The 24,663-nt window shown below is 73.2% G+C and carries 15 protein-coding genes; 8 read left to right on the plus strand and 7 right to left on the minus strand.

All coding sequences use genetic code 11. The annotated features are described in order from the left end of the window. The first annotated feature begins 129 nt into the window (after positions 1–129). The 5 genes from ACH4MY_RS13930 (at position 130) to glgP (ending at position 8,281) form a co-directional block, all read left to right on the plus strand. The gene (locus tag ACH4MY_RS13930; protein WP_398002100.1) at positions 130–1,560 is read left to right on the plus strand and encodes a 4-hydroxyphenylacetate 3-hydroxylase family protein; all 1,431 of its coding nucleotides are present in this window, start codon (positions 130–132) and stop codon (positions 1,558–1,560) included. Continuing rightward, on the plus strand, positions 1,557–2,984 hold the full coding sequence (locus tag ACH4MY_RS13935) for an MFS transporter (RefSeq protein WP_398002101.1): 1,428 nt from the start codon (positions 1,557–1,559) through the stop codon (positions 2,982–2,984). The genes ACH4MY_RS13930 and ACH4MY_RS13935 overlap by 4 nt, the downstream gene beginning before the upstream one ends. 95 nt (positions 2,985–3,079) lie before the next feature. Next, on the plus strand, positions 3,080–4,186 hold the full coding sequence (locus ACH4MY_RS13940) for a monodechloroaminopyrrolnitrin synthase PrnB family protein (RefSeq protein ID WP_398002712.1): 1,107 nt from the start codon (positions 3,080–3,082) through the stop codon (positions 4,184–4,186). A gap of 22 nt (positions 4,187–4,208) precedes the next feature. After that, positions 4,209–5,597, plus strand: coding sequence for an FAD-dependent monooxygenase (locus ACH4MY_RS13945; protein WP_398002103.1), 1,389 nt, complete (start codon positions 4,209–4,211; stop codon positions 5,595–5,597). A 128-nt stretch (positions 5,598–5,725) separates the two neighbouring features. Next, complete coding sequence (gene glgP / locus ACH4MY_RS13950; protein ID WP_398002106.1) at positions 5,726–8,281, plus strand: alpha-glucan family phosphorylase; 2,556 nt, start codon at positions 5,726–5,728, stop codon at positions 8,279–8,281. 18 nt (positions 8,282–8,299) lie between these two features. Here glgP and ACH4MY_RS13955 read toward each other — a convergent pair whose 3' ends face one another. The 4 genes from ACH4MY_RS13955 to ACH4MY_RS13970 all read right to left on the minus strand — a co-directional run bounded on the left by ACH4MY_RS13955 (position 8,300) and on the right by ACH4MY_RS13970 (position 13,796). Beyond that, positions 8,300–9,811: a sensor histidine kinase gene (locus ACH4MY_RS13955; RefSeq protein ID WP_398002108.1), complete on the minus strand. Its 1,512-nt coding sequence runs from the start codon at positions 9,809–9,811 to the stop codon at positions 8,300–8,302. Beyond that, positions 9,804–10,460, minus strand: a complete 657-nt coding sequence (locus ACH4MY_RS13960; RefSeq protein ID WP_398002110.1) for a response regulator — start codon at positions 10,458–10,460, stop codon at positions 9,804–9,806. Before ACH4MY_RS13960 ends, ACH4MY_RS13955 begins: the two co-directional genes overlap by 8 nt. Before the next feature lie 118 nt (positions 10,461–10,578). Further along, the gene (locus tag ACH4MY_RS13965; RefSeq protein ID WP_398002112.1) at positions 10,579–12,606 is read right to left on the minus strand and encodes a M4 family metallopeptidase; all 2,028 of its coding nucleotides are present in this window, start codon (positions 12,604–12,606) and stop codon (positions 10,579–10,581) included. A gap of 224 nt (positions 12,607–12,830) precedes the next feature. Continuing rightward, positions 12,831–13,796, minus strand: coding sequence for a TetR/AcrR family transcriptional regulator C-terminal domain-containing protein (locus ACH4MY_RS13970; RefSeq protein WP_398002115.1), 966 nt, complete (start codon positions 13,794–13,796; stop codon positions 12,831–12,833). Positions 13,797–13,922: 126 nt separating this feature from the next. Between ACH4MY_RS13970 and ACH4MY_RS13975 the strand changes: the two genes are divergently transcribed. Next, the gene (locus ACH4MY_RS13975; RefSeq protein ID WP_398002118.1) at positions 13,923–15,446 is read left to right on the plus strand and encodes an MFS transporter; all 1,524 of its coding nucleotides are present in this window, start codon (positions 13,923–13,925) and stop codon (positions 15,444–15,446) included. 44 nt (positions 15,447–15,490) lie between these two features. On the opposite strand, the gene ACH4MY_RS13980 is transcribed toward ACH4MY_RS13975, so the two are convergent. The 3 genes from ACH4MY_RS13980 to glgX all read right to left on the minus strand — a co-directional run bounded on the left by ACH4MY_RS13980 (position 15,491) and on the right by glgX (position 21,758). Beyond that, positions 15,491–17,338, minus strand: coding sequence for an ABC transporter ATP-binding protein (locus tag ACH4MY_RS13980; protein WP_398002120.1), 1,848 nt, complete (start codon positions 17,336–17,338; stop codon positions 15,491–15,493). Next, positions 17,335–19,173, minus strand: a complete 1,839-nt coding sequence (locus ACH4MY_RS13985) for an ABC transporter ATP-binding protein (protein ID WP_398002122.1) — start codon at positions 19,171–19,173, stop codon at positions 17,335–17,337. The genes ACH4MY_RS13980 and ACH4MY_RS13985 overlap by 4 nt, the downstream gene beginning before the upstream one ends. A 383-nt stretch (positions 19,174–19,556) precedes the next feature. Then, entirely contained in the window at positions 19,557–21,758 is a 2,202-nt protein-coding gene (gene glgX, locus ACH4MY_RS13990) for a glycogen debranching protein GlgX (RefSeq protein ID WP_398002124.1), read from the minus strand. Between the two features lie 215 nt (positions 21,759–21,973). Between glgX and ACH4MY_RS13995 the strand changes: the two genes are divergently transcribed. Both ACH4MY_RS13995 and ACH4MY_RS14000 read left to right on the plus strand, forming a co-directional pair. Next, positions 21,974–23,140: an Ig-like domain-containing protein gene (locus ACH4MY_RS13995; protein WP_398002715.1), complete on the plus strand. Its 1,167-nt coding sequence runs from the start codon at positions 21,974–21,976 to the stop codon at positions 23,138–23,140. A 186-nt stretch (positions 23,141–23,326) separates the two neighbouring features. Beyond that, complete coding sequence (locus ACH4MY_RS14000) at positions 23,327–24,589, plus strand: Ig-like domain-containing protein (protein ID WP_398002127.1); 1,263 nt, start codon at positions 23,327–23,329, stop codon at positions 24,587–24,589. The last annotated feature ends 74 nt before the right edge of the window (positions 24,590–24,663 follow it).

Below are 24,663 nucleotides of genomic sequence, written 5' to 3' on the forward strand. Positions count from 1 at the left end.
CCTGACATCTTCGGGAGCACCTGGACGGTTCTTAAGGACCCCTGGACGGACGTTCATTGTCCGGACGGGCCGTGCCGGACAGTCTCGGGACCGGCAGTGCCGTGACACCCGAGGAGAGGCGACACACCGGTGACGAGGTCCGGGCAGGAGTATCTGGAGGGGCTGCGCGACGGGCGCGAGATCTGGCTCGACGGAGAACGGGTCAAGGATGTCACCGCCCACCCCGCCTTCCGGTCCACCGCGGCCTCCTTCGCCGGGCTCTACGACCTCGCCGACGACCCCGTCCACCACCCCGTCCTCGTCCGGGACGGGGTGCGCCGCGCGTACGCCGTGCCCCGCTCGTACGAGGACCTCGTCGCCCGCCGCCGGGCCTTCCGGACCACCGCCGAGGCCAGCTACGGCTTCCTCGGCCGCACCCCCGACTACATGGCCGCCGGCGCGGCCGGGTTCGCCGCCGCGCCCGCCGTCTTCACCGGCGCCGCCTTCGACGGCGCCGAACACGCCCTCGCCTTCCACCGCAGGCTCGCCGAGGGCGACCTGCACACCGCCTTCACCCTCGGCAACCCGGCCCCGGGACAGGACGGGGACGACCTCGCCCTGCGGGTCGTCGCCGAACACGACGGCGGGATCGTCGTCCGCGGCGCCAAGACCGTCGGCACCGGCGCGGTCTTCGCCGACGAGATCCTCGTCGGCACCATCGAACCCCTCGCCGCCGACGACACCGAGCACGCGGTCACCTTCTCCGTCCGGCCCGACACCCCCGGGATCAGACTGATCTCCCGCACCTCCTACGAGGAACGCTCCCGGTCCGTCTTCGACCACCCGCTCTCCTCCCGGTACGACGAGAACGACGCGATGCTGGTCTGCGAGGACGTCTTCGTGCCCTGGGAACGGGTCCTCACCTACCGCGACCCGGCCACCACCGGCGCCGTCTGGTGGCAGACCCCCGCCTATCTGAACTTCGTCCACCAGTCCGCCACCCGCTTCTGGACCAAGCTGGAGTTCCTCACCGGACTCGCGATCCTCATCAGCCGCTCCCACGGCACCGAGAAACTGCCGCCCGTCACCCAGGCCCTCGGCCGGCTCCTCGGCATGGTCGCCCAGGCCAAGGCCTTCGTCCTGGCCGCCGAGGCCTCGTTCGAGCAGGTCGACGGCGGGCGCGGCGGCGTCCGCCCCGGGCAGGAGATCTCCTTCGCCCAGCGGATCATGGCCGGCGAGCTCTACCCGCGCGCCGTCCAGGACATCAGGCTCCTCGCGGGCGGGGCCCTCGTCCAGCTCCCCGCGAGCGGCCGGGACCTCCTCCACCCCGAACTCGGGCCGCTGGTCCGCCGCTACTTCGGCACGCCCGGACACCCCGCCGAGGACCGCGTCAAACTCCTCAAGCTCGCCTGGGACGCCCTCGGTTCCGAGTTCGCCGGACGCCACGAGCAGTACGAGCGCCTCTACCACGGCGCCCCGCACGTCTACCTGACCATGCAGACCTGGGCCGGCGCCGCCGGGGAGTGCGAGAGCCTCGCCCAGGCGTGTCTCGACGGCTACGGACTGGGGACGACCCGGTGACCGCACCACCGGGGCCGCGGCGCGGCGCGCTCGCCCTGCTCGCCTCCACCCAACTGCTGCTGATCATGGACACCGCGATCGTCAACGTCGCGCTGCCGTCCATCGGCGAGGACCTCGGCTCCGGCTCCGCGGGTCTCTCCTGGGTGGCCAACGCCTACCTCATCGCCTTCGGCGGACTCCTCCTCCTCGGCGGCCGGATCGCCGACCTCCTCGGCCACCGGCGGGTCTTCCTCGGCGGCCTCGGCCTGCTGGCCGTCGCCTCCGCCGCCGGTGGTCTCGCCCCCGGCGCCGACGCCCTCGTCGCCGCCCGTGCCGCCCAGGGCGCCGGCGCCGCCCTCGCCGCGGCCGCCGCCTTCGCCCTGCTGCTCCTGCTCTTCCCCGACGGCCCCGCCCGGCACCGGGCGCTCGGCGCGTTCGCCGCGATGGGCGGGCTCGGCGGCGTCCTCGGCACGGTCCTCGGCGGCGTCGTCACCGACCTCCTCGGCTGGCGCTCCACGTTCTGGCTGAACGTGCTGTTCGCCGCCGTCCTCGCCGTCCTCGCGCTCCGCCTCCTCGACCACGGCACCGGACGCCCCCGCGACGGCGGCTTCGACCTCGCCGGGGCGTGCGCCGCGACCGCCGGACTCGGACTCCTCGCCTACGCGCTCGTCGGCGCGGCCGAGGCGGGATGGCTCTCCGCCCGCACCCTCGGCGCCGGGGGCGCGGGCCTCGCGCTGCTCCTCGCCTTCGCCGCCGTCGAGAGCCGGGCCGCCGCGCCCCTCGTCCCGCCCGAGGTCCTCACCCGCCCCGCGCTCCGGCTCTCCAACCTCCTGGCCGCGCTCGCCCAGACGACGCTCTTCCCGATGTTCTTCCTGGTCAGCCTCTACCTCCAGAACGTCATCGGGTACGGGCCCCTCGGCGGCGGCCTCGGCCTGCTGCCGCTCTCGCTCGTGGTCGTCGCGGTCGCCCCGCAGACCGGCCGGCTCATCTTCCGGATCGGTCTGCACCGGACGGCGACCCTGGGCTTCGCGCTGCTGTGCGCCGGGACGCTGTGGCTCGCCCTCGCGCTCACCCCGGACGGCGGCTTCGCCTCCACCGTCCTCGCCCCCAGCCTTCTCCTCGGCGCCGCCCTGCCGCTGGTCGTGGTCACCACGAACGTGGCCGCGACCGCCGAGGCCGCGCCCGGGGAGACCGGACTCGCCTCCGGACTCGTCAACACCAGCCAGCAGTTCGGCTCCGTCCTCGGCCTCGCCGTCCTGGTGGCCGTCGCCACCACCCGTACCGACGGCATGGACGCGGCCCGCGCGGTCGCGGAGACGGCCGGGTACCGCGCCGCCCTGCTCACCGGCGCCGCCCTCGCGGCCGCGGCCGCCCTCGCCTCCCTGCGCCTCCACCCGCCCGAACCGTCCCCCGCGCCGAAGGACCGGGTGTCCGGCCTGCGCTGACCCGCACACACCAGAGAACGCCGCCCCATCCACCCCGGCGGGTGAGCCGTGTGTCTTCGGCGAACCGAGCCCCGGAAAAAGGAGCCCACGTCTTGCTGCTCGGCGACCCGCGTCACCGCACCGAGGACATACGCGCCGCCGACCCGCTCGGCGCCGACGCCCTGCTCGCCGCGGTACCCGCGATGAACACGGACGCCGACGTGGCCGCGCTCACCGTCGCGCTGCGCGCCCTGGTGCCCGACCCCGACCGGGCCGCGCAGTGGAGCGTCGGCGCCGCCTGCGCCGCGATGCGGGACCTCGGCATCCTGCTGGGTTCGCTGAAGCGCCACGGCGTGCAGCCGCTGGCCGCCGTACCGGAGGCGCTGCCCGTCCTCGAACTCCTCGGCCGCCGCACCGACATGGTGCCCCGGGACACCGTCCACCACTACACGACCTGGAACCCGCCGGGCTCGCGCCGCCGCTCGTACACCGGCCACCCCACCGAGGCCCTCCTCCAGGACGCGGTACGGATGGTCTTCCCCGGCCTCGTCGCCGCCCTCGACGACTGCGGGCGGGTCGCCCGCCTCGAACCGTACGACCCGGGCTTCGCGGCCGCCCTCGACCGGGTGGCCCGTCATGTGCGGACGGTGGTCGACTCCATCGACCTCACCGTGGCGCGGGTCTCCCCGGAGTACTTCGCGCTCACCCTGCGCCCCTACTTCGAGGAGGTCGAGGTGGCGGGCCGCGACTATCTGGGCCCGGCCGCGGCCCAGGTGCCGCTCTGGCTGGTCGATCTGACGCTGTGGCAGTGCGACCGCTCGGACCCCGCCTACGAGGGCTTCCTGGCGGAGTCGGTGCCGTACGCGCTGCCGGCCTGGCGCGCCTTCCACGCCCGGCACCGGGGCGGGGTCTCGGCGGTGAGCAAGCTGTCGGCCGCGGTGAGCTGGGAGGGCGCCGACCGGCTGCCGCCCTCGCTCACCGCCTCGGCCGAGGCACTGGGACGGGTGCTGCGCCTCCTGAAGACCTTCCGCGCCCGGCACCTCGGCATCGCCCGCAAGGCGTACAGCGACGAGGTACGGCTGTACGAGGAGGGCAGCGGCGGGGCCCCGGTCGCGCTGCTGCGCTCGATCCTGGACCTGACCAGGGAGAACGAGACCATGGTGCGCCGCGCGACCGTGCGGCGCCGTCCCGCAGGGGCCCCCGTCGGGCCGTCCGCCGCGTAGCGGCGCCGAAGGAGCAGTCGACATGTCCCCCCACACCCCCTCCTCGTACGGCCCCACCCCCTCCCCGTACGGCCGCGGCCCCGCCCCCGACTACGGGCAGAGCCCGCACATCGTGATCGCCGGTGGCGGTGTCGCCGGCCTCACCGCCGCCCTCGCCCTGCACGCCGCCGGGTTCGAGCGGGTGACGGTCGTCGAGGCGGCGGCCGCGATCCGGCCGGTCGGCGCCGGACTCAACCTGATGCCGAACGCCGTCCGCGAACTGGACGCCCTCGGTCTGCTCGACGCCCTGGAGGCGGGTGCCCTGCGCACCCGCGAACTGCGCTACTACCACCGCTCGGGCGGACTCATATCCCGGGAACCGCGCGGTCTGGGCGCCGGCTACCGCTGGCCGCAGCTGTCGGTCCACCGCGGGCACCTCCAGCAGGTCCTGGCGGGGGCGGTACGGGCCAGGCTCGGACCCGCCGCCCTGGTCACCGGGGTCCGGGTGACCGGTCTCGAACTGCCGACGGGCGGCCGGCCCCGGCTGCGGCTCGAACACCGGGAGGGCGCCGTGAAGGGCCGCGCCTCGCTCGAACCGGACGTGCTGATCGGCGCGGACGGCATCCGGTCCGCGGTGCGGGCGGCGCTGCACCCGGGGGAGGGCGGGCCGCAGTGGAACGGGACGCTGGTGTGGCGGGGGGTGTCCCGGATGCCGGCGCGGGCGGTGGGCTCGTTCATGCTCATCGCCGGCGACGACCGGCAGAAGGCCGTCGTGTACCCGATGGGCCGGCCCACCGGGCCCGGCAGGGAGGTCCTGGTGAACTGGGCGCTCGCCCGGCCGGCCGAGCGCACCTGCCGGACCGCGGCGGTGCCGGGGGAGGAGGGCTTCCTGGGCGACTGGAACCGGCCCGTCCCCGTCGAGTCGTTCCTCCCGTTCTACGAGGGCTGGGATTTCGACGGCGTCAGCGTCCCCGACATCCTGCGCGCCGCCGACTCCGCGTACGAGTACCCGATGGTCGACCGCGAGCCCCTGGACCGCTGGACCCACGGCCGCACCACCCTCATCGGCGACGCCGCCCATGCCATGTACCCGATCGGCTCCAACGGGGCGACCCAGTCGATCGTCGACGCCCGCGCCCTCGCCCACGCCCTCGCCCGGCACCCCGACCCGGCCGAGGGCCTCGCCGCGTACGAACGAGAACGCCGCCCCGTCACCACCGCCCTTCAGCGGGCCAACCGGGAGCTCGGCCCCGAGATCGTCATCAACCTCGCGCACGCCCGCGCCCCGCACGGCTTCACCGACATCCACGACGTCATCCCCGCCGAGGAACTCGCCGCCATCGCCTGCCGGTACGCCGCCACCGGAGCCTTCGACCCGACGACCGTGAACCAGGGCTCCCCGTACGAGGTGCCGCTCCCGGTCATCGGCTGACACGCGCCCCACCGCTCCCCGCGCGCCGTGGTCCGGCGGGGCGTCGTGCCCTAACGTCGGAGCGGAACGACGGACGCACAGCGTGGTGCGTCCACTCCGCTCCGTACTCGCCTGCGAAGGTGGAACACGTGAAGGCAATCCGTCGATTCACCGTGCGTCCCGTCCTCCCCGACACCCTTCGACCCCTCGCCGACCTCGCGCACAACCTGCGCTGGTCCTGGCACGAGCCCACCCGCGCCCTCTTCGACTCCCTCGCCCCCGAGGGCACGTCCGGCGCCGACCCCGTCCGGATCCTCGGCGCCCTCGAAGCCCCCCGGCTCGCCGCGCTCGCCGCCGACCGGGAGTTCCTCGGCCGGCTCCGCGTCGCCGCCGAGGACCTCGACACGTATCTGAACGCCCCCCGCTGGTACCAGCGGCAGCCCGGCCCGCCGCCCGCCGCCCTCGCCTACTTCTCGCCCGAGTTCGGCGTCGCCGCGGCCCTGCCCCAGTACTCCGGCGGCCTCGGCATCCTCGCCGGCGACCACCTCAAGTCCGCCAGCGACCTCGGCGTCCCGCTCATCGGCGTCGGCCTGCTCTACCGGCACGGCTACTTCCGCCAGTCCCTCGGCCGCGACGGCTGGCAGCAGGAGCAGTACCCGGTCCTCGACCCCGGCGAGCTGCCGGTGACCCTGCTCCGCGAGGCCGACGGCACCCCCGCCAGGATCACCCTCGCCCTGCCCGGCGGCCGCAGCCTGCACGCCCACCTCTGGATCGCCCGGGTCGGCCGCGTCCCGCTCCTCATGCTCGACTCCGACGTCGAGGAGAACGCCCCCGGCGAACGGGGCGTCACCGACCGGCTGTACGGCGGCGGCAGCGAGCACCGGCTCCTCCAGGAGATGCTGCTCGGCATCGGCGGAGTCCGTGCCGTCCGTACGTACACCCGGCTCACCGGCACCCCCGACCCCGAGGTCTTCCACAGCAACGAGGGCCACGCCGGCTTCCTCGGTCTCGAACGCATCCGCGAACTCCAGGGCGAGGGGCTCGACTTCGACAGCGCCCTGGAGACGGTCCGCGCCGGTACCGTCTTCACCACCCACACCCCCGTCCCCGCGGGCATCGACCGCTTCGACCGCGGCCTGGTCGCCCGCCACCTCGGCGAGGACGGCGCGCTCCCCGGCGTCGACACCGGACGGGTCCTCGCCCTCGGCGACGAGACCCCCCTGGGCGGCGAACCCGGCGTCTTCAACATGGCCGCCATGGGCCTGCGCCTCGCCCAGCGCGCCAACGGCGTCTCCACCCTCCACGGGGCCGTCAGCCGGGCCATGTTCGCCGGACTCTGGCCGGGCTTCGACGCCGACGAGGTGCCGATCACCTCCATCACCAACGGCGTCCACGCCCCCACCTGGGTCGCCCCCGAGGTCGGCCGGCTCGGCCCCGACCCCGCCGACCGCGAGCTGTGGGAGCTGCGCCGCACCCTCCGCGAACGGCTCGTGACCGACGTACGGGAGCGGCTGCGGGCCTCCTGGCGGCAGCGCGGGGCCGCGGCCGCCGAACTCGGCTGGACCGACTCCGTCCTCGACCCCGACGTCCTCACCATCGGCTTCGCCCGCCGCGTCCCCTCGTACAAGCGGCTCACCCTCATGCTGAGGGACAAGGACCGGCTGCGGGCGCTGCTGCTCCACCCCGAGCGGCCCGTGCAGCTCGTCGTCGCCGGCAAGGCGCACCCCGCCGACGACGGCGGGAAGCGGCTCGTGCAGGAGCTCGTCCGGTTCGCCGACGACCCGCGGGTCCGGCACCGGATCGTCTTCCTGCCCGACTACGGCATGGAGATGGCCCGCGGCCTCTACCCCGGCTGCGACGTCTGGCTCAACAACCCGCTCCGCCCGCTGGAGGCCTGCGGCACCAGCGGCATGAAGGCCGCCCTCAACGGCTGCCTCAACCTGTCCGTCCTCGACGGCTGGTGGGACGAGTGGTTCGAGCCCGACTTCGGCTGGGCCATCCCCACCGCCGACGGGGCCGCCGCCGCCGACGAGGACCGCCGCGACGACCTGGAGGCCGCCGCCCTCTACGAGCTGATCGAACGCCGGGTCGCCCCCCGCTTCTACGACCGGGGCGCCGACGGCGTACCGGCCGGCTGGATCGCCATGGTCCGGCGCACCCTCACCGACCTCGGCCCGAAGGTGCTCGCCGACCGGATGGTCCGCGAGTACGTCGAGCGGCTGTACGTCCCCGCGGCGGCCGCCCGCCGGGCGCTCACCCCCGGGCGGGCGCGGGACCTCGCCGCCTGGAAGGCCAGGGTCCGGGAGGCCTGGCCCAAGGTGACCGTCGACCACGTCGAGGTCGGCGACGACCTCGCGGACGACCTCGCGGACGCGGAGCTCGGCGCCACCCCGGTCGTCCGGGTCCGGGTCGCCCTCGGCGCGCTCGCCCCCGACGACGTCGAGGTGCAGGCCGTCACCGGCCGGGTCGACGCCGACGACACCCTCGCCGACCCCCGCGCCGTCCCGCTGAAGCCGACGGGCGGCCCCGATCTGGAGGGCCGGCAGCCGTACGCGGGGACCCTGGAACTCGACCGCACCGGCACCTTCGGCTGCACGATCCGGGTCCGCCCCGCCCACCCCCTCCTCGCCCACCCGGCGGAACTGGGCCTGGTGGCCCTGCCGGAGGAGACGACGGGGGAGGGAGCGGGGGTGCTGCTCCGGTAGTCCCCGCCGACGCGTCGGTCACGGCACCTCGGCCTTGGCGGCGAGGTGCCCGTCGACGAAGCACAGCCGGTACACCGGGATCGCGGCGAGCATCGCCGACCGGTAGTACCGGCATTCGTCCATGCCCGCCGGTTCGGGCGGGGCCACCCGCGGTGCGGCGTCCAGCGGATGGCCGGGCCAGTCGTCGGTGTTCTCGGCGATCTCCGTGAGCGTCTGTCCGAGCCGCATCCGGGCGTAGTCCTCCGGCTCCAGGTACGACTGGGCCTGCGTCCACAGGGCGACCCCGGTCATCAGCAGGCCGAGGGCCGCGAGGAGCGCGAGCGGGATCCAGACCGCCCGCGCCAGGTCCTTGCGGACCTCGCGGCGGGCCCGGTCCAGTGCGTGGGCCGAGGTGGGTGCGGCGGGCAGCGGCGCGGGAGCCTTCCGGGGCAGGACGGCGGTCAGGGCGAACCCGCCGTCCTCGGTGGTCCGGTGGGTGAGGGTGCCGCCCGCGAGCCGGACCCGTTCGTCGAGTCCGACGAGGCCCTTTCCGCCGGAGCCGGAGCTCTCCGAGGGGCCGGAGGTGCCCGGGCCGCTGATCACCTCGGCCCGCAGGTTCGTCGCGTCCCGGGTGACCGCGACCGAGACGGCCGCTCCCGGTGCGTGCTTGGCCGCGTTGGTGAGGCCCTCCTGGACGACCCGGTGCAGCGCCAGCCCCGACATGTCCGGCAGGGTGGGCACCGGCACCGTGGTCAGGGTGACCGCGAGGCCCGACGCGCGGGCGCGTGAGGTCAGTTCCTCGACGGTCTCGCCGGGCGGGCTCGTCGGGGCGGCCTCGTCCTCCTCGCGCAGGACACCGATGATGTCCCGCAGTCTGGCCGTCGCGTCCGCCGCCGCCCGGCGCAGTTCGCCGGCGGCCCGCTGCTGGTCGGGGCCGAGCTCCGGGGAGACCTCCAGGGCCCCCGCCCGGATCGCTATCAGGGCCAGGTCGTGGCCGAGGGAGTCGTGCATGTCGCCCGCGATCCGGGAACGCTCCCGCAGCCGCTCCCGGTCGGCGGCCGCCGCCTGCTCGCGTTCCATCCGGTCCGCCAGGTCCCAGCCGCTCCGCACGAGGCGGTCGTACTGGCGTACGTAACGGCCGATCAGCCAGGGCGCGACGACGGCGAGCGCGAGCGCGAGCAGCAGGGTGAACCACTGCCCGAGCGACGTGCGGGTGATCCAGGTGAGGACCAGGCCCGTCACCGCGATCGCCCCGAAGAGCCAGAGCGCCGCCCGGGTGTGCTCCTGGCGCCGTCCCGCGAGGTAGCCGAAGGCGATCAGGGCCAGGCCGTACGAGGGGGTGAACAGTTCGAGGGTGGCCGGCAGGCTCGCCGCGACCGTGGCCGCGAGCGATACCAGCGGCCACCGCCGGCTGACCGCGACGCAGCCGGCGAGGACCACCACGCCGACGGCGACCTGGAGCCAGCTGCCCCCGTCGTTCGGGTCCGACTTCAGCAGGACGGGGACGCAGAGCAGCAGCCACAGGAGCAGGTCGAAGGCGCGCTCACGCATCGGGGACCAGGCCCGCCTCGTACGCGAGGACCGCGAGCTGGACCCGGTTGCGCAGACCCAGCCGGCCCAGCACGGCACTCACATGCGCCTTGACGGTGCCCTCGACGACGTACAGCCGCTCGGCGATCTCCTGGTTGGAGAGTCCGGCGCCGAGGAGTGCGACGACCTCCCGTTCCCGGCCGGTGAGCGGTTCGAGGCGGGTCCGCGCCGCGGCCGCGCGGGTGAAGCGCTCGCCGCCGAGGGTGTCGATGACCCGGCGGGCGACGGTGGGGGAGAGCGCGGCGCCGCCCCCGGCGACGGCCCTGACCCCGGCGATCAGCTCGCGCGGGTCCCCGGACTTGAGCAGGAAGCCGCTGACACCGCTGCCGAGGGCCCGCGCGACGAACGTGTCCTCGGAGAAGGTGGTGAGCATGACGACGGCCGCGTCCGGCACGGCCGTGCGCAGTTCCTCGGCCGCGCCCAGTCCGTCGAGCCGGGGCATCCGGATGTCGAGGAGGACGACGTCGGGCCGGTGTTCGCGGGCGAGTTCGACGGCCTCGTGGCCGTCGCCCGCCTCGGCGACCACCTCGATCCCGGGGTCGGTGGCGAGGATGGCCCGCACTCCGGCCCTGATCATCGTCTCGTCGTCGGCCAGCAGCACCTTGATCATGGGCTCCAGCCTACGGAGCCTCGTGCGGACGCGCGGACGCCCGGAGGGAAGGTTCCCTCCGGGCGTCCGGCACTTGTGTTCCGGGGTTACCGGCCTACTCGCTCTCCCGCGTGCGGGGTTACGGGAAGGTCAGCTTGAAGCTGTTGATGTAGCCGGTGTCGATCGAGGCCTTGTCCTGGACGCGGAGCTTCCAGGCGCCGTTCGCGACCTCGGAGGAGGCGTTCACGGTGAAGGTCTGGACGATGTTGTCGGCGCTGCCGCCGGAGCGGTTGGACAGGCTGTAGACCGAGCCGTCGGGGGCGACGAGGTCCACGATGAGGTCACCGCGGTAGGTGTGGACGATGTCCACGCCGACGGCGAGGTTGCTCGGGGCGTTGCCGGTGACACCGGTGACGTTGACCGTGGAGGTCACCGCGGCGCCGTTGTCCGGGATGGACACGTCGGCGGTGTTCTCGAAGACCGTGCCGCCGGGGGTGCCGCCACCGGAGCGGGCACCGACGTTGATGGCGGCCCAGGCGTTCTCGACGGCCGCGACCTCGGGGCTGGTGGCACCGTAGAGCGCCTTGGCGACGTCGACGGTACCGGTGCGGGCACCCGCGTAGTTCGTGGTGGTGCCGAACTTCGTGGTGAGCGCCTTGAACCAGATCAGCGAGGCCTTGTCCCGGCCGATGCCGGTGACGGGGAGGCCGTCGGAGGTCGGCGAGTCGTAGTTGACGCCGTTGACGGTCTTCGCGCCGCTGCCCTCGGAGAGCAGGTAGTACCAGTGGTTCGCCGGGCCCGAGGAGTAGTGGACGTCGATGCCGCCGAGGCCCGAGTACCAGGCGTCCTTGGACGAGCCGTCCTTGCTCGGCTTGTCCATGTAGCGGAGCGGGGTGCCGTTGCCGCGGATGTCGATCTTCTCGCCGACGAGGTAGTCGCCCGGGTCGCTGGCGTTGTTGGCGTAGAACTCGACGGCCGCCGCGAAGATGTCCGAGGTGGCCTCGTTGAGGCCGCCGGACTCGCCGCTGTACTGCAGACCGGCGGTGTTGGAGGTGACGCCGTGCGTCATCTCGTGCGCGGCCACGTCTATGGACGTCAGCGGCTTGGTGTTGCCCGTGCCGTCTCCGTACGTCATGCAGAAGCAGGAGTCGGACCAGAAGGCGTTGACGTACGCGTTGCCGTAGTGGACCCGCGAGTACGCGCCGACGCCGTCACCCTTGATGCCGGTGCGGCCGTGCACGTTCTTGTAGTAGTCCCACGTGAGCGCGGCACCGTAGTGCGCGTCGGCGCCGGCCGTCTCCTTGTTCGACGCCGTGCCGTTGCCCCACACGTCGGTGGTGTTGCTGAACAGCGTCCCGGTGCCGGACGTACCACCGTTGAGGTTGTACGTCTTGTGGCTGCCGCGGCCGGTGTCGGTCAGCGTGTACGAGGGCGCGGTGCCGAGGGTCACCTGGCCGCTGTACTGCGTGTTGCCGGTGCCGGTCTCGATGGCCTGCCACTCGTACAGCTTCTTGCCGGTCTTGGCGTCGCTGACGACGTGCAGCTCGTTCGGGGTGCCGTCGTGCTGGAGGCCGCCGACGACGGTCTCGTACGCGAGGACGGGGGAACCCTGGGCCAGCCACACGACCTTGCGCGGGGCGCGGTTGGCGGCGGCCTTGTCGGAGCCGTCCGCCTGGGCGAGGCCGACGGCCTGCTTCTCGGCGGCGGCCGGGGCCACGCTGGCGCTGGTGTCGACGTTCTTCAGCTCCGCGCGGGAAGCCTTGGAGATGCTCTGGGTCGCGCCGGCCTTGTTCTCTTCGACGACCATGTCGCCGCCGAGGACGGGCAGTCCGGCGTAGGTCCGCTCGTAGCGCGTGTGGGTCGTGCCGTCGCGGTCCTGCACGACGTCGCGGACGACCAGCTTCTCCTGGGCGCCGAGGCCGAGGGACTTGGCCGTGGCGGCCTTGTCGGCGTCGGCGGCCTTGATGAGCGCGGTGCGCTCGGCCGGGGTGAGGTCGGCCGGGAGCTTGCCGGGGTTCGCCGAGGTGCCCTGCTGGGCCTTCGGGGCGATGCTCCAGGGGGCGTCGGCCGCGGTGGCGGCACCCGTCTGGACGCTCACGGTGAGCATGGCTGCGGCAGCGATCAGAGCGCCGGTCGCGGTGGCGCGACGGCTGGGCGTGGATCTCACGCAGACTCCTTCTTGCGAGGGGGGTACCGGCGGACTGGGTCGGCCCGTCCGGGCGGAGCAAGCAGAGCTGTGGAGCACGTTCTTGTGACGCGGAACTCGTTCGGATGAAGCGGTGAACGTTGGTGCGAAGAGCCGGTGAGAGAGTGACAGGAATGACGGGGACCTGTCAGGAGCGCGTCGGCAAGTTGGCCGGAAATCGTCCGCTGCTCGTAAGGCCGTGTTCGTTAACCGGACGTTTCGTCGATCATGGACGCGATGCCGTCCAGTGTTCGCCCGAGCCCGAATTCGAAGAGCGTCCGCAGATCGAGACCGAAGCCGCCCTCACTGGTGACGGAGGTCAACTCGGGGTACGAGCCCGCCGATTGGATCGCGTCGAATCGTGGCTCGTTCTGTTCCATCCACTCGTCGTCGGAGATGCCCGAATCCTGCCGCGCCTGCTCCTCCAGGTCGTCCGCCATCGACAGGCCCTGGACGTACGCGAAGATCACCAGATGGGTGTGGAGCTTCTGGGTGTGGGTCAGCGGCGTGCCGCGCATCGCCCGGAGCACCCACTCCGTGTACGCCATCGCGTTCGGCGTCGCGACCGGCCGGGTGAACGAGGCCATCGCATGGGCCATCCAGCGGTGCCGCGCGTACACCGCGCGCAGCCAGCGGGCGCCCTGTTCGAGCCCCGTGCGCCAGTGCGCCGGCACGGGGCCCAGCGGGACCTCCCCGCAGGCCGCGTCCGTCATCAGGCGGACGAGTTCCGCCTTGCCCGGCACATGACGGTACAGGGCCATCGTCGAGACCCCCAGGCCGGTCGCGACGCGGCGCATCGTCAGGGCGTTGAGGCCTTCCGTGTCCGCGAGTTCGAGGGCGGCGGCGACGAGCTGCTCCCGGGTGAGGGAGGCGGCCGCCGGGACCGTCGCCCCTCCGCCGGTCGACCCCCGGCCCCGCGCGGCCCCCGGCCGCCGCGTCGCCCCGCCCGGTGACACGACCACCGTGCCCACCCCAGGCTCCGGGCGCGCCAGGCCCTCCTGGCGCAGCACCGCGAGCGCCTTCGTCGCCGTGGCCATCGCCACGCCCCAGTCCCGCGTGATCGCACGGGTGGACGGGAGCCTGTCCCCCGGGGACAGCTCGCCCGTCCGGACCCGACGGCGGAGCTCGGCGGCGATGGCGAGGTAGGGCGGCTCGGGCGTCGCGGGTGTCATGGGCGAGGAGTGTACTAGTGCGCCCAGAACGGCGTACACGTCCCTGAACAGTCGCTGCGGGGACGATGTTGGCGGTGCACTAGGGCGGGAGTGGCACCGTACGCGTACCGCTGCTTCCCTCCTCCCATGACACTCACCTCAAGCCCGGAGTCGACGGCCGCACCCGGCGGCGGTCCCGGCCCCGCCCGCGCCGGGCGGCGCGAATGGACCGCGCTCGGCGTCCTCATGCTGCCGCTGCTCCTCGTCTCCATGGACGTCTCCGTCCTCTACTTCGCCATCCCCTCCGTCAGCGCCGACCTGCGGCCCGGAGCCACCGAACAGCTCTGGATCCTCGACACCTACGGCTTCGTCCTCGCCGGCCTCCTCGTCACCATGGGCGCGCTCGGCGACCGCGTCGGCCGACGCAAGGTCCTCCTCGGCGGCGCGGCCCTCTTCGGCCTCGCCTCGGTCGCGGCGGCCTACGCCCAGAGCCCCGGCGCGCTCATCGGCGCGCGTGCGCTGCTCGGTGTCGCCGGAGCCTGTCTGATGCCCGCCACACTCGCGCTGATCCGTGTGCTGTTCCCGGACCCGGCACAGCGCGCCCAGGCCGTCACCCTGTGGACCTCGGTGATGGCGAGCGGCATCGCCCTCGGACCGGTGGTCAGCGGCGCGCTCGTCGAGCACTTCTGGTGGGGCTCCGTCTTCCTCGTCAGCCTGCCGGCCATGCTGCTCCTCCTCGTGCTCGGCCCGCTGCTGCTTCCCGAGTCCAAGGGCGAAGGGGCGGCCGTCGGCGGCAGGTTCGACGTGCTCAGCGCCGTGCTGTCGCTGGGGGCCCTGCTGCCGCTCATCCACGGCGTCAAGGAGATCGCCAAGGACGGGTGGGCGGTCCTGCCGGTGAGCGGCGTGGTGGTCGGGGCGGCCGTCGCGGTCGTCTTCGTCCGGCGGCAGGCGCGGCTCGCCCACCCCATGGTCGATCTGAAGCTGCTGCGGAACCGGGCCTACGGCGGGTCGGTGCTCGTCAATCTGCTCGCCATGGCGGCGACCGTGGGCTTCGCCGTCTTCCTCACCCAGTACCTGCAGTCCGTCCTCGGGCAGAGCCCGTTCGAGGCGGCGCTGTGGAGCCTGGTGCCGACCGGCGGCGTCCTCGTCGCGGCGCCCGCCGCCGCGGGGCTCGCCCGGCGGTTCGATCGCGGACACGTCATGGGCGGCGGGTTCCTCGTCGCCGCCGCGGGCTTCTGGTGGCTCGCCGGCGTCGATCGCGCCACACCCCTGTGGGTCGTGCTCGTGGCCGGCTCCGTGTACGCCGGTGGACTCGTCTCCGCGATGACCCTCGCCAACGAACTCGCCCTCGGAGCGGCGCCGCCCGAGCGGGCCGGATCCGCCGCCGCCGTCCTGGAGTCGGGACAGGAACTCGGCGGGGCGCTCGGCATGGCCGTGCTGGGATCCGTGGGGGCGGCCGTCTACACCGGGGGGATGCCCGCGTCCGCCCCGGCCGCGGCCCGGGAGACGCTGGGGGGTGCGCTGGCCTTCGGGCCCTCGGTGCTGGACGACGCCCGGGACGCGTTCGTGGACGCCATGGGGGCGGTCGCCGTCGGGGCCGCCGTGCTGATGCTCGGTTCGGCGGTGCTGGCGTTCTCCCTGCTGCGGTCGGCGGCCGCCCGGCGGGGGTGAGACCCGCCGGGCGCTCCCGGGTGCCGACGGGCGGGGGCGCCCCCTCAGCCCACCAGGCTCTCGCGCCAGGCCCGGTGCAGGCCCGCGTAGCGGCCCTCCCCGGTGACCAGCGCCGAGGGCGTGCCGTCCTCGACGACACGGCCCGACTCCATCACCAGGACCCGGTCCGCGACCTCGACCGTGGACAGACGGTGGGCGATGACCACCGCCGTACGGCCCGCCAGGACCGTGTCCATCGCCCGCTGCACCGCCCGCTCGCCCGGTACGTCGAGGGAACTCGTCGCCTCGTCGAGGATCAGGACCGCCGGGTCCGCGAGCAGCGCCCGCGCGAAGGCCACCAGCTGGCGCTGGCCGGCCGAGATACGGCCGCCGCGCTTGCGTACGTCCGTGTCGTAGCCGTCCGGGAGACCGGTGATGAACTCGTGCGCCCCGATGGCGCGGGCCGCATCCTCGATCTCCTCGCGGGTCGCCTCCGGGCGGCCGATCGCGATGTTCTCGGCGACCGTTCCGGAGAAGAGGAACGCCTCCTGCGTGACCATCACGACGCCGCGCCGGAGTTCCGGGGTGGACAGGTCGCGCAGGTCCACGCCGTCCAGCCGCACCGCGCCGTCCGTGGGGTCGTAGAACCGGGCCAGGAGCTTCGCGAGGGTCGACTTGCCCGCGCCCGTCGCACCCACGACGGCGACCGTCTGACCGGCCGGGATCGTCAGGTCCAGGGTGGGCAGGACCTCGCCGCCCGTCCGGTACGCGAAGCGGACCGCGTCGAAGACCACTTCGCGGCCCGGGGAGCCCGTGCGGGCCGGGAGGGTCCTGGGGGCGGCCGTCTCCGGGACTCCCGGCTCCTGGGCCAGCAGGCCCGCGATCTTGGCGAGGGACGCGGCCGCCGACTCGTACGAGTTGAGGAACATGCCCAGGCGGTCGATCGGGTCGTACAGACGGCGCATGTACAGGACCGCCGCCGCCAGGACGCCCAGTTCCAGGGAGCCCGAGGCCACCCGGTGGGCGCCCCACAGGCACATGCCGGCGACGGCCGTGTTCGCGACGAGACGCGAGCCGACCACGTACCGGGCCATCTCCAGGAGGGCGTCGCCGTTGCTGCGCTCGTGCCGGTGGTTGAGCGCCGCGAACTCGGCGTCGTTGACCTGCTCCCGGCGGAACGCCCGCACCGGACGGATGCCGTTCATCGTCTCCGCGAACTTCACGATCACGCCCGCGATGGCCGTGGAACGCTCCGCGTACACCGCCCCGGCGCGCCTTCTGTAGAGGCTCACGAGGAGGTGGAGGGGGACGAAGGACGCCACCGCCACCGCGCCGATGCCCAGGTCCAGCCAGAGGAGGATGGCCGCGATCGAGACGAAGGAGAGGATGACGCCGATCAGTTCCTGGAGTCCCTCCGAGAGGAGCTCCCTGAGGGACTCGACGTCCGTGGTCGAGCGGGAGATCAGCCGGCCCGAGGTGTAGCGCTCGTGGAAGTCGACGCTCAGGATCTGGGCGTGCCGGAAGATACGGCCGCGCAGGTCGAGGAGGACATCCTGGTTGACGCGGGCGGCCCCGCGGACGAAGACGTACTGGAGGAGGCCCGAGAGCACGGCGCACAGGAGATAGCCGAGCGCCACCGCGACCACCGGTCCGTGGTCGCCCGCGCGGAAGGCGGGGACGCCGCGGTCGATGGCGTACGCGACCAGGAGCGGGCCCGCCTGGACGGCTCCCTCCTTGACGAGGAGGACGAGTGCGGCGACCGCGACCCGCGCCCGGTGGGTGGCCAGGAGCGAGCGGAGCAGGGCGCCCGTCGCCCCGGGCGGTGCCGGGAGGTCGTCGCGGTCGAAGGGGTCCCCGGCCGGAGCCGCTTCGGCCGGGGCCTGCCGCTCGGTGAGTGTCGTCGTCTCTGTCATCGCTCGTCCTTGCCTTCGCCGGACATCAGCCAGGCGTACTCCTCGCTGGTCCGCAGCAGTTCCTGATGCGTTCCCACGGCCGCGATCCGGCCCTCGGACAGCAGGGCCACCCGGTCGGCCAGCATCACCGTCGACGGGCGGTGCGCCACCACCAGTGCCGTCGTCTCCCGCAGGACCTCCCGCAGGGCCGCCTCGACCCGGGCCTCCGTGTGGACGTCGAGAGCGGAGAGGGGATCGTCCAGGACCAGGAAGCGGGGGCGGCCGACGACCGCACGGGCCAGGGCGAGCCGCTGGCGCTGGCCGCCGGAGAGGCTCAGGCCCTGCTCGCCGACCTGGGTCCCGGTGCCCTGGGGCAGCCGGTCGACGAAGCCGTCCGCCTGCGCCACCCCGAGGGCGCGCCGCAGTTCCGGCTCGCCCGCCGTCCCGTCGGCCCCCATCAGGACGTTCTCCCCGACGCTGGCGGAGAAGAGGGTGGGCTCCTCGAAGGCCATCGAGACCAGGGACCGCAGCCGCTCCCGTTCCATCCCGGCGACGTCCTCGCCGTCGAGGAGGATGCGGCCGCCCGACGCCTCGTGGAGCCTCGGTACGAGCGCGGTGAGCGTGGTCTTGCCGGAGCCCGTGCCGCCGACCAGGGCCAGGGTCTCGCCGGGACGGATGTGGAGGTCGATCCCGTCGAGGACGGGCGGGGAACCGTCGGGGGCGTCCGGGTAGCGGAACGACACGCCCTCGAACCGGACCCCGTCGGGACCGTTCCGCGGGGCGTCGTCTCCGGAGGGGGTGTCCGGCTCCTCGTCGGCGTCCATCACCTCGAAATACCGTTCCGTAGCGGTCGCCGCCTCCTGGCTCATCGCGAGCAGGAAGCCGATCGACTCCACCGGCCAGCGCAGCGCCAGCGCCGTCGAGAGGAACGCGACGAGCGTGCCCGCCGACAGGCCCCCGTCCGCCACCTGGATCGTGCCGAGGACGAGGGCGGCGCCGATGGCCAGTTCCGGCACGACGGTGATGACCGCCCAGATCGCCGCGAGCAGCCGTGCCTTGGCGAGTTCCGTGCCGCGCAGCCGCCCGGAGAGTTCACGGAAGGCCTTCGCCTGGCTGCGGTGACGGCCGAAGCCCTTGACGATCCGGATGCCGAGGACGCTCTCCTCGACGACCGTCGTCAGATCGCCCACCTGGTCCTGGGCGCGGCGCGCGATCACCCCGTACCGGCCCTCGAACATCGAGCAGACGACGACCAGGGGGACGACCGGGGTCAGCAGGACGAGACCGAGGGACCAGTCCTGGGCGAGCAGCAGGACATAACCCGCGAGGATCGTCACACCGTTGACCAGGAGGAACGTCAGCGGGAAGGCCAGGAACATCCGGACCAGCATGAGGTCGGTCGTGCCGCGCGAGAGCAGCTGACCCGACGCCCACCGGTCGTGGAAGGCGATCGGGAGGCGCTGGAGCCTGCCGTACAGGTCGGCCCGCATCCGCGCCTCGACCCCGGACAGCGGCCGCGCCACCAGCCAGCGCCGGTAGCCGAAGAGCACCGCCTCCGCGATGCCGAGCAGCAGCAGGTAGAGGGCGCCCAGCCACACCCCGCCCGGATCCCGGTCCGCGACGGGCCCGTCCACCAGCCACTTCAGTACGAGCGGGATGACGAGCGACAGACAGGAGGCGACGATCGCGACGGTCGCGGCCGTGAACAGCCGCCCCCGCACGGGCCGCACGTACGGCCAGAGGCGGAGCAGCACCCGCACCGTCGAACGGCCGGGAGTGCCGGCGGCGTCGGGAGTGCCGAGGGTGCCGGGGGCGTCGGGACTGGGGGGCTCTGGGGCGACAGGTTTCTCGGGCATCAGGTCCGACCATACGGTTCACCACTGACACGTCTCATCCGGTTTTCCGGCCGCGATCCCCGCCGCGACCGCAACCGCGACCGCCCCCGCGCCGCCCGCTGGTGCTTCCGTCGCCACGCGGTCTCAGCCGGGCCTTCCGGACGGCCCACGGTCACAGCCCGAGCGGGCACCGGGAGTGCGCGCAGAGTCAACGATCCGTGCGCCGGGAGTCAAGGACACCGCCGACGGCCTGACCGACACTGTTCGAACACGCGGAGCGTCATACGGGGGATGTTCGGACGGTCCGCGGCACGGGGTACCCGTGCGGGCCGCGCCCCGGTCCGCAGGGGGAGCACCCGCCCGCCCCGGCCACCGCCGTCGCGCCGCGGTGGCCGGGCCGGGGCTCACCCCCCGACCCGCAGCAGGACCATCGACCGGGCCCCCACGGTGAGGGTTCCGCCGCCCCGGTGGACCGTTCCCGGCGTCACCGACTGGTCCTCCCCCGCCGTGTCGACGACCAGTTCGTACGTCTCCGCCCACGGGGGGCCCGGGAGGCGGAAGTCGAGGGGCCGCGGGCCCGCGTGGAGGACGGCGAGGAAGCTGTCGTCGGTGATCTGCTCGCCCCGCTCGTCCCGGCCCGGTATGTCGCGGCCCGACAGATAGAGGCCGAGCGTGGCCGTGGGCGCGTACCAGTCGGGCTCCGTCATCTCGGTGCCCTCGGCGGTGAACCAGGCCAGGTCGCGCAGCCCGTCCGCGCCCTGGGGGCGGCCGGAGAAGAAGGCGCGGCGGCGCAGCACCGGGTGGTGGTGGCGCAGGGCGAGGAGCCGCCGGGTCAGGGCGAGCAGCTGGGCCCGGCCGGGGTCGTCCGGGAGGGTCCAGTCGAGCCAGCCGATCTCGTTGTCCTGGCAGTAGGCGTTGTTGTTGCCGCCCTGGGTCCGGCCCATCTCGTCGCCGGCGACGAGCATCGGGACGCCGGTGGAGAGGAGCAGGGTGGTGAGGAGGTTGCGCTGCTGGCGCAGCCGCAGCGCGTTGATTCCGGGATCGTCGGTCTCGCCCTCCGCCCCGCAGTTCCAGGAGCGGTTGTCGTGGGTGCCGTCCCGGTTGCCCTCGCCGTTGGCCTCGTTGTGCTTGCGCTCGTACGTGACGAGGTCCCGCAGGGTGAAGCCGTCGTGCGCGGTGACGAAGTTGACGGAGGCGTAGGGCCGGCGCCCGCCCCAGGCGTACAGGTCGCTGGAGCCGGAGAGCCGGTAGCCGAGATCCCGTACGTCGGGCAGCGCACCGCGCCAGAAGTCCCGTACGGCGTCCCGGTAGCGGTCGTTCCACTCGGTCCACAGGGGTGGGAAGGAGCCCACCTGATAGCCGCCGTTGCCCACGTCCCAGGGTTCGGCGATGAGTTTGACCCGGCGGAGCACCGGGTCCTGGGCGATCACGGCCAGGAACGGGGAGAGCATGTCGACGTCGTGCATCGAGCGGGCGAGGGCCGCCGCCAGGTCGAAGCGGAAGCCGTCGACGCCCATCTCCGTGACCCAGTAGCGCAGCGAGTCGGTGATGAGCCGCAGCACCTGGGGCTGGACGACGTGCAGGGTGTTCCCGCAGCCCGTGTAGTCGGCGTACCGGCGGGCGTCGGACTGGAGCCGGTAGTAGCCGCGGTTGTCGATGCCCTTCAGGGAGAGCGTGGGGCCGAGCTCGCCCGCCTCGGCGGTGTGGTTGTAGACGACGTCGAGGATGACCTCGATGCCGGCCGCGTGCAGCGCCCGCACCATCCGCTTGAACTCGCCGACCTGCTGCCCGGTCGTCCCCGAGGAGGAGTAGCCGGCGTGCGGGGCGAAGTAGCCGATCGAGTTGTAGCCCCAGTGGTTGCGCAGCCCCCGGCGGAGGAGATGGTCCTCGTGGGCGAACTGGTGCACCGGGAGCAGCTCGACGGCCGTCACCCCGAGCCGTACGAGGTGCTCGATCGCGGCCGGGTGGGCCAGCCCCGCGTAGGTGCCCCGCAGGTGTTCGGGGATGCCCGGGTGGAGCCGGGTGAAGCCCTTGACGTGCAGCTCGTAGATGACCGAGTCCTGCCAGGGCGTCTTGGGCCTGCGGTCGTCGGACCAGTCGTCGTCGTCCTGGACGACGACCCCCTTCGGGACGTGCGGGGCGGAGTCCCGTTCGTCGCGGACGGTGTCGGCCACATGCTGCTGCGGCCAGTCGCGGACGTGCCCGTACACCTCGGAGGGCAGGGTGAAGTCGCCGTCGACGGCCCGCGCGTACGGGTCGAGGAGCAGCTTCGCCGGGTTCCAGCGGGCACCCGTCCACGGGTCCCAGCGCCCGTGCACCCGGTAGCCGTACCGCCGGCCGGGCCCGATCCCGGGCACGAAGCCGTGCCAGATCTCATGGGTCAGTTCGGTCAGCGGCAGCCGCCGTTCCGTCCCGTCGGGGTCGAAGAGGCACAGCTCCACGGCCTCCGCCCCGCCCGCCCAGAGGGCGAAGTTGGTGCCCGCGACCCCGTCGGGCCCCACCCGGCAGCGGGCGCCGAGTGGTGTCGGCGCACCCGGCCACACCGGTGGCCCGGCCCGCTCCGGGGCATGTTTCGGTACCGCCTGCTGCTCGGCTGCGCTCGCCACCGTTCCGGCCTCCCGCGGCTCGTCGGGCCCGCACCCGGGGGAGCGGCGGCGTCCCGGCCGCCGCACCCGCGCGTGGTTCTCCCCCTGTTCTGCCCGTACGGCCCGGCTCCCAACATGACCCGTACGCACGTTTCCCCTGGAGGGTGGCTGTCGTTGGGCCGAGCGTGACACTTGTATGGAAGCGAGCGAGGTACGCCCTCGTGGTGGCGGGACTGATGGCGGGCCTCGTGGGCTGCACGGCGTCGGACGGCGGAGAGGGCATCGACATCTCCCTGCCGGGCAAGGCGCGGGCCCCCGGCGACGTCATCCGGGTGAGCCCGGAGGACGGCAGGCGCGGGGTGCCGGCCGAGGGGCCGGTCGAGGTGAGGGTGGACAGCGGGCGGCTCGAACGGGTGACCGTCGTCCAGGTGGAGGACGGTCTGCGGACCGAGGTCGCCGGGCGGATCTCCGACGACGGACTGCGCTGGCGGCCCCGGCCGGAGGCCCGGCTCGCGCTGGCCGCGAAGTACAGCGTGGACGCGGTCGCGCTCGACGGGCACGGCCGCCGCTCCGCCCGGCACACCACCTTCACCACCGTCGTGCCCGGGAGCCGGTTCATCGGCTACTTCAAACCGGAGAACCGCTCCACGGTCGGCACCGGCATGATCGTCTCCTTCGGCTTCAACATGCCGATCGAGAACCGCGCCGAGGTCGAGCGGGCCATCCGGATCACCTCGGTGCCGCCGGTCGAGGTGGTCGGCCACTGGTTCGGCAAGGAACGGCTCGACTTCCGCCCCGCCGGGTACTGGCGGCCGGGCACACGGGTCACCGTCGAACTCGGCCTGCGGGACGTCGAGGGCGCTCCGGGTGTGTACGGCATCCAGCGCAAGACGGTCGGCTTCACCGTCGGCCGCTCCCAGGTCTCCCTGGTGGACGCCGCCGCGCACACCATGGAGGTCAGGAGGAACGGCGAGGTCCTGACCACCGTCCCGATCACCGCGGGAGCGCCGAAGACCACCACGTACAACGGGAAGATGGTCGTCACCGAGCTGTACGACGTGACGCGGATGGACGGCCGGACGGTCGGCTTCGGCGGCGAGTACGACATCAAGGACGTGCCGCACGCCATGCGTCTCACCGACTCCGGGACCTTCCTGCACGGCAACTACTGGGCCTCGCCCGAGACCTTCGGCTCCGCCAACGTCAGTCACGGCTGTGTCGGCCTGCGGGACGACAAGGGCGGCAGCGCCGAGTCGCCGGCCGGCTGGTTCTTCGAGCGGACGCTCATCGGCGACGTGGTGGAGGTGGTCAACTCCCGTGACCGTGAGGTCGCTCCCGACAACGGCCTCGGAGGCTGGAACATGGAGTGGAACGAGTGGAAGGCCGGCTCCGCACTCCACTGACCCGTTCGTCTCCTCCGCACCGCCCGGCACGTCTGTTCTCTTAGCAGGTCGATCGGGACGGAACGGTGACATTCACGAGGATCTTTCGTGTCCTGCGGTGTGATTATCTAGCGCCGTGTGCGCGAGTGAATGCGCACGGGGGTGGGGCCGTGGCAGTGCCAGGCCGTGTGAGGGGAGACGACCACAGTGAACGGGCAGCCGATATCGGGGGCATCGGTAGGGACGACGGGGCGGCGCGGCCGACGCGGGGGCGTCAAGCTGCAGGCCCTGGCGGCGGGAGCACTGCTCCTGGTGCTGACCGCCTGCGGCGGCGGTGAGTCGGCCGGCGGCGGTACGGGGGGACAGGGACCGGCCGCCCAGGGCGGCGGCAAGCAGGAGAACGCGGCCTCCCAGGCGGTCGTGACGATCCTTCCGAAGGACGGCGCCGACTCGGTCGCCACCAGCGGGGTCCTCAAGGTCACCGCGGCGCAGGGCAAGCTGACCACGGTCACGGTCGCCGACTCCAAGGGCACCGCGGTCGACGGCAGGATCGCGGCGGACGGCGCCAGCTGGTCTCCCACCGCCCACCTGGCCGCGGCCACGCAGTACAAGGTCCACGCGATCGCCAAGGACGCCGAGGGCCGTGAGTCGGCGAAGGACACCACCTTCACGACCCTGGTCCCGAAGAACACCTTCGTCGGCCACTACACGCCCGAGGACGGTTCGACCGTCGGCGTCGGCATGCCGGTGTCGATCAACTTCACCCGGGGCATCACCGACCCCGAGGCCGTCGAGAAGGCCATCAAGGTGACGGCCGAGCCGGCCGTGCGGATCGAGGGCCACTGGTTCGGCAACGACCGCCTCGACTTCCGCCCGGAGAACTACTGGGCCGCCGGCACCAAGGTGACCGTGCACCTCAACCTGGACGGCGTCGAGGGCCGCCCGGGCGTCTACGGCAAGCAGAAGAAGACGGTCACCTTCACCATCGGCCGCCGTCAGGTCTCCACCGTCGACGCCAGCGCCAAGACGATGAAGGTCGAGCGCGACGGCACCGTCATCAAGACGATCCCGATCACCGCGGGCGCGCCGTCCACGACCACGTACAACGGTCAGATGGTCATCAGCGAGAAGTACAAGGTGACCCGGATGAACGGGGCCACGGTCGGCTTCGGCGGCGAGTACGACATCAAGGACGTGCCGCACGCGATGCGTCTGTCCACCTCGGGCACCTTCGTGCACGGCAACTACTGGGCCTCGGCCGGCACGTTCGGCTCGTCCAACGTCAGCCACGGCTGCGTCGGCCTCCAGGACGCGCGGGGCGCGGGCGACAGCTCCAAGCCGGCGGCCTGGTTCTTCGACCGCTCGATCATCGGCGACGTGGTCATCGTGAAGAACTCCAAGGACAAGCAGATCAAGCCGGACAACGGCCTCAACGGCTGGAACATGGACTGGTCGGAGTGGATCAAGTAGTCCACCGCTCGTCCGAGGGGCCCGGTGCTGTGAGCAACAGCACCGGGCCCCTCGGCGTTAACGGCCACTAACCT

Origin of the sequence: Streptomyces sp. NPDC017246, from assembly GCF_044331325.1 — a bacterium.
Taxonomy (GTDB): Bacteria; Actinomycetota; Actinomycetes; order Streptomycetales; family Streptomycetaceae; genus Streptomyces.

What these genes read in the sequence shown, in the direction of transcription:
- ACH4MY_RS13970 (WP_398002115.1), bottom strand. Translation starts at nt 13,796, where the DNA reads ATGACACCCGCGACGCCCGAGCCGCCCTACCTCGCCATCGCCGCCGAG.
- ACH4MY_RS13945 (WP_398002103.1), top strand. Translation starts at nt 4,209, where the DNA reads ATGTCCCCCCACACCCCCTCCTCGTACGGCCCCACCCCCTCCCCGTAC.
- ACH4MY_RS13960 (WP_398002110.1), bottom strand. Translation starts at nt 10,460, where the DNA reads ATGATCAAGGTGCTGCTGGCCGACGACGAGACGATGATCAGGGCCGGA.
- ACH4MY_RS13995 (WP_398002715.1), top strand. Translation starts at nt 21,974, where the DNA reads ATGGCGGGCCTCGTGGGCTGCACGGCGTCGGACGGCGGAGAGGGCATC.
- ACH4MY_RS13985 (WP_398002122.1), bottom strand. Translation starts at nt 19,173, where the DNA reads ATGCCCGAGAAACCTGTCGCCCCAGAGCCCCCCAGTCCCGACGCCCCC.
- ACH4MY_RS13975 (WP_398002118.1), top strand. Translation starts at nt 13,923, where the DNA reads ATGACACTCACCTCAAGCCCGGAGTCGACGGCCGCACCCGGCGGCGGT.
- ACH4MY_RS13955 (WP_398002108.1), bottom strand. Translation starts at nt 9,811, where the DNA reads ATGCGTGAGCGCGCCTTCGACCTGCTCCTGTGGCTGCTGCTCTGCGTC.
- ACH4MY_RS13980 (WP_398002120.1), bottom strand. Translation starts at nt 17,338, where the DNA reads ATGACAGAGACGACGACACTCACCGAGCGGCAGGCCCCGGCCGAAGCG.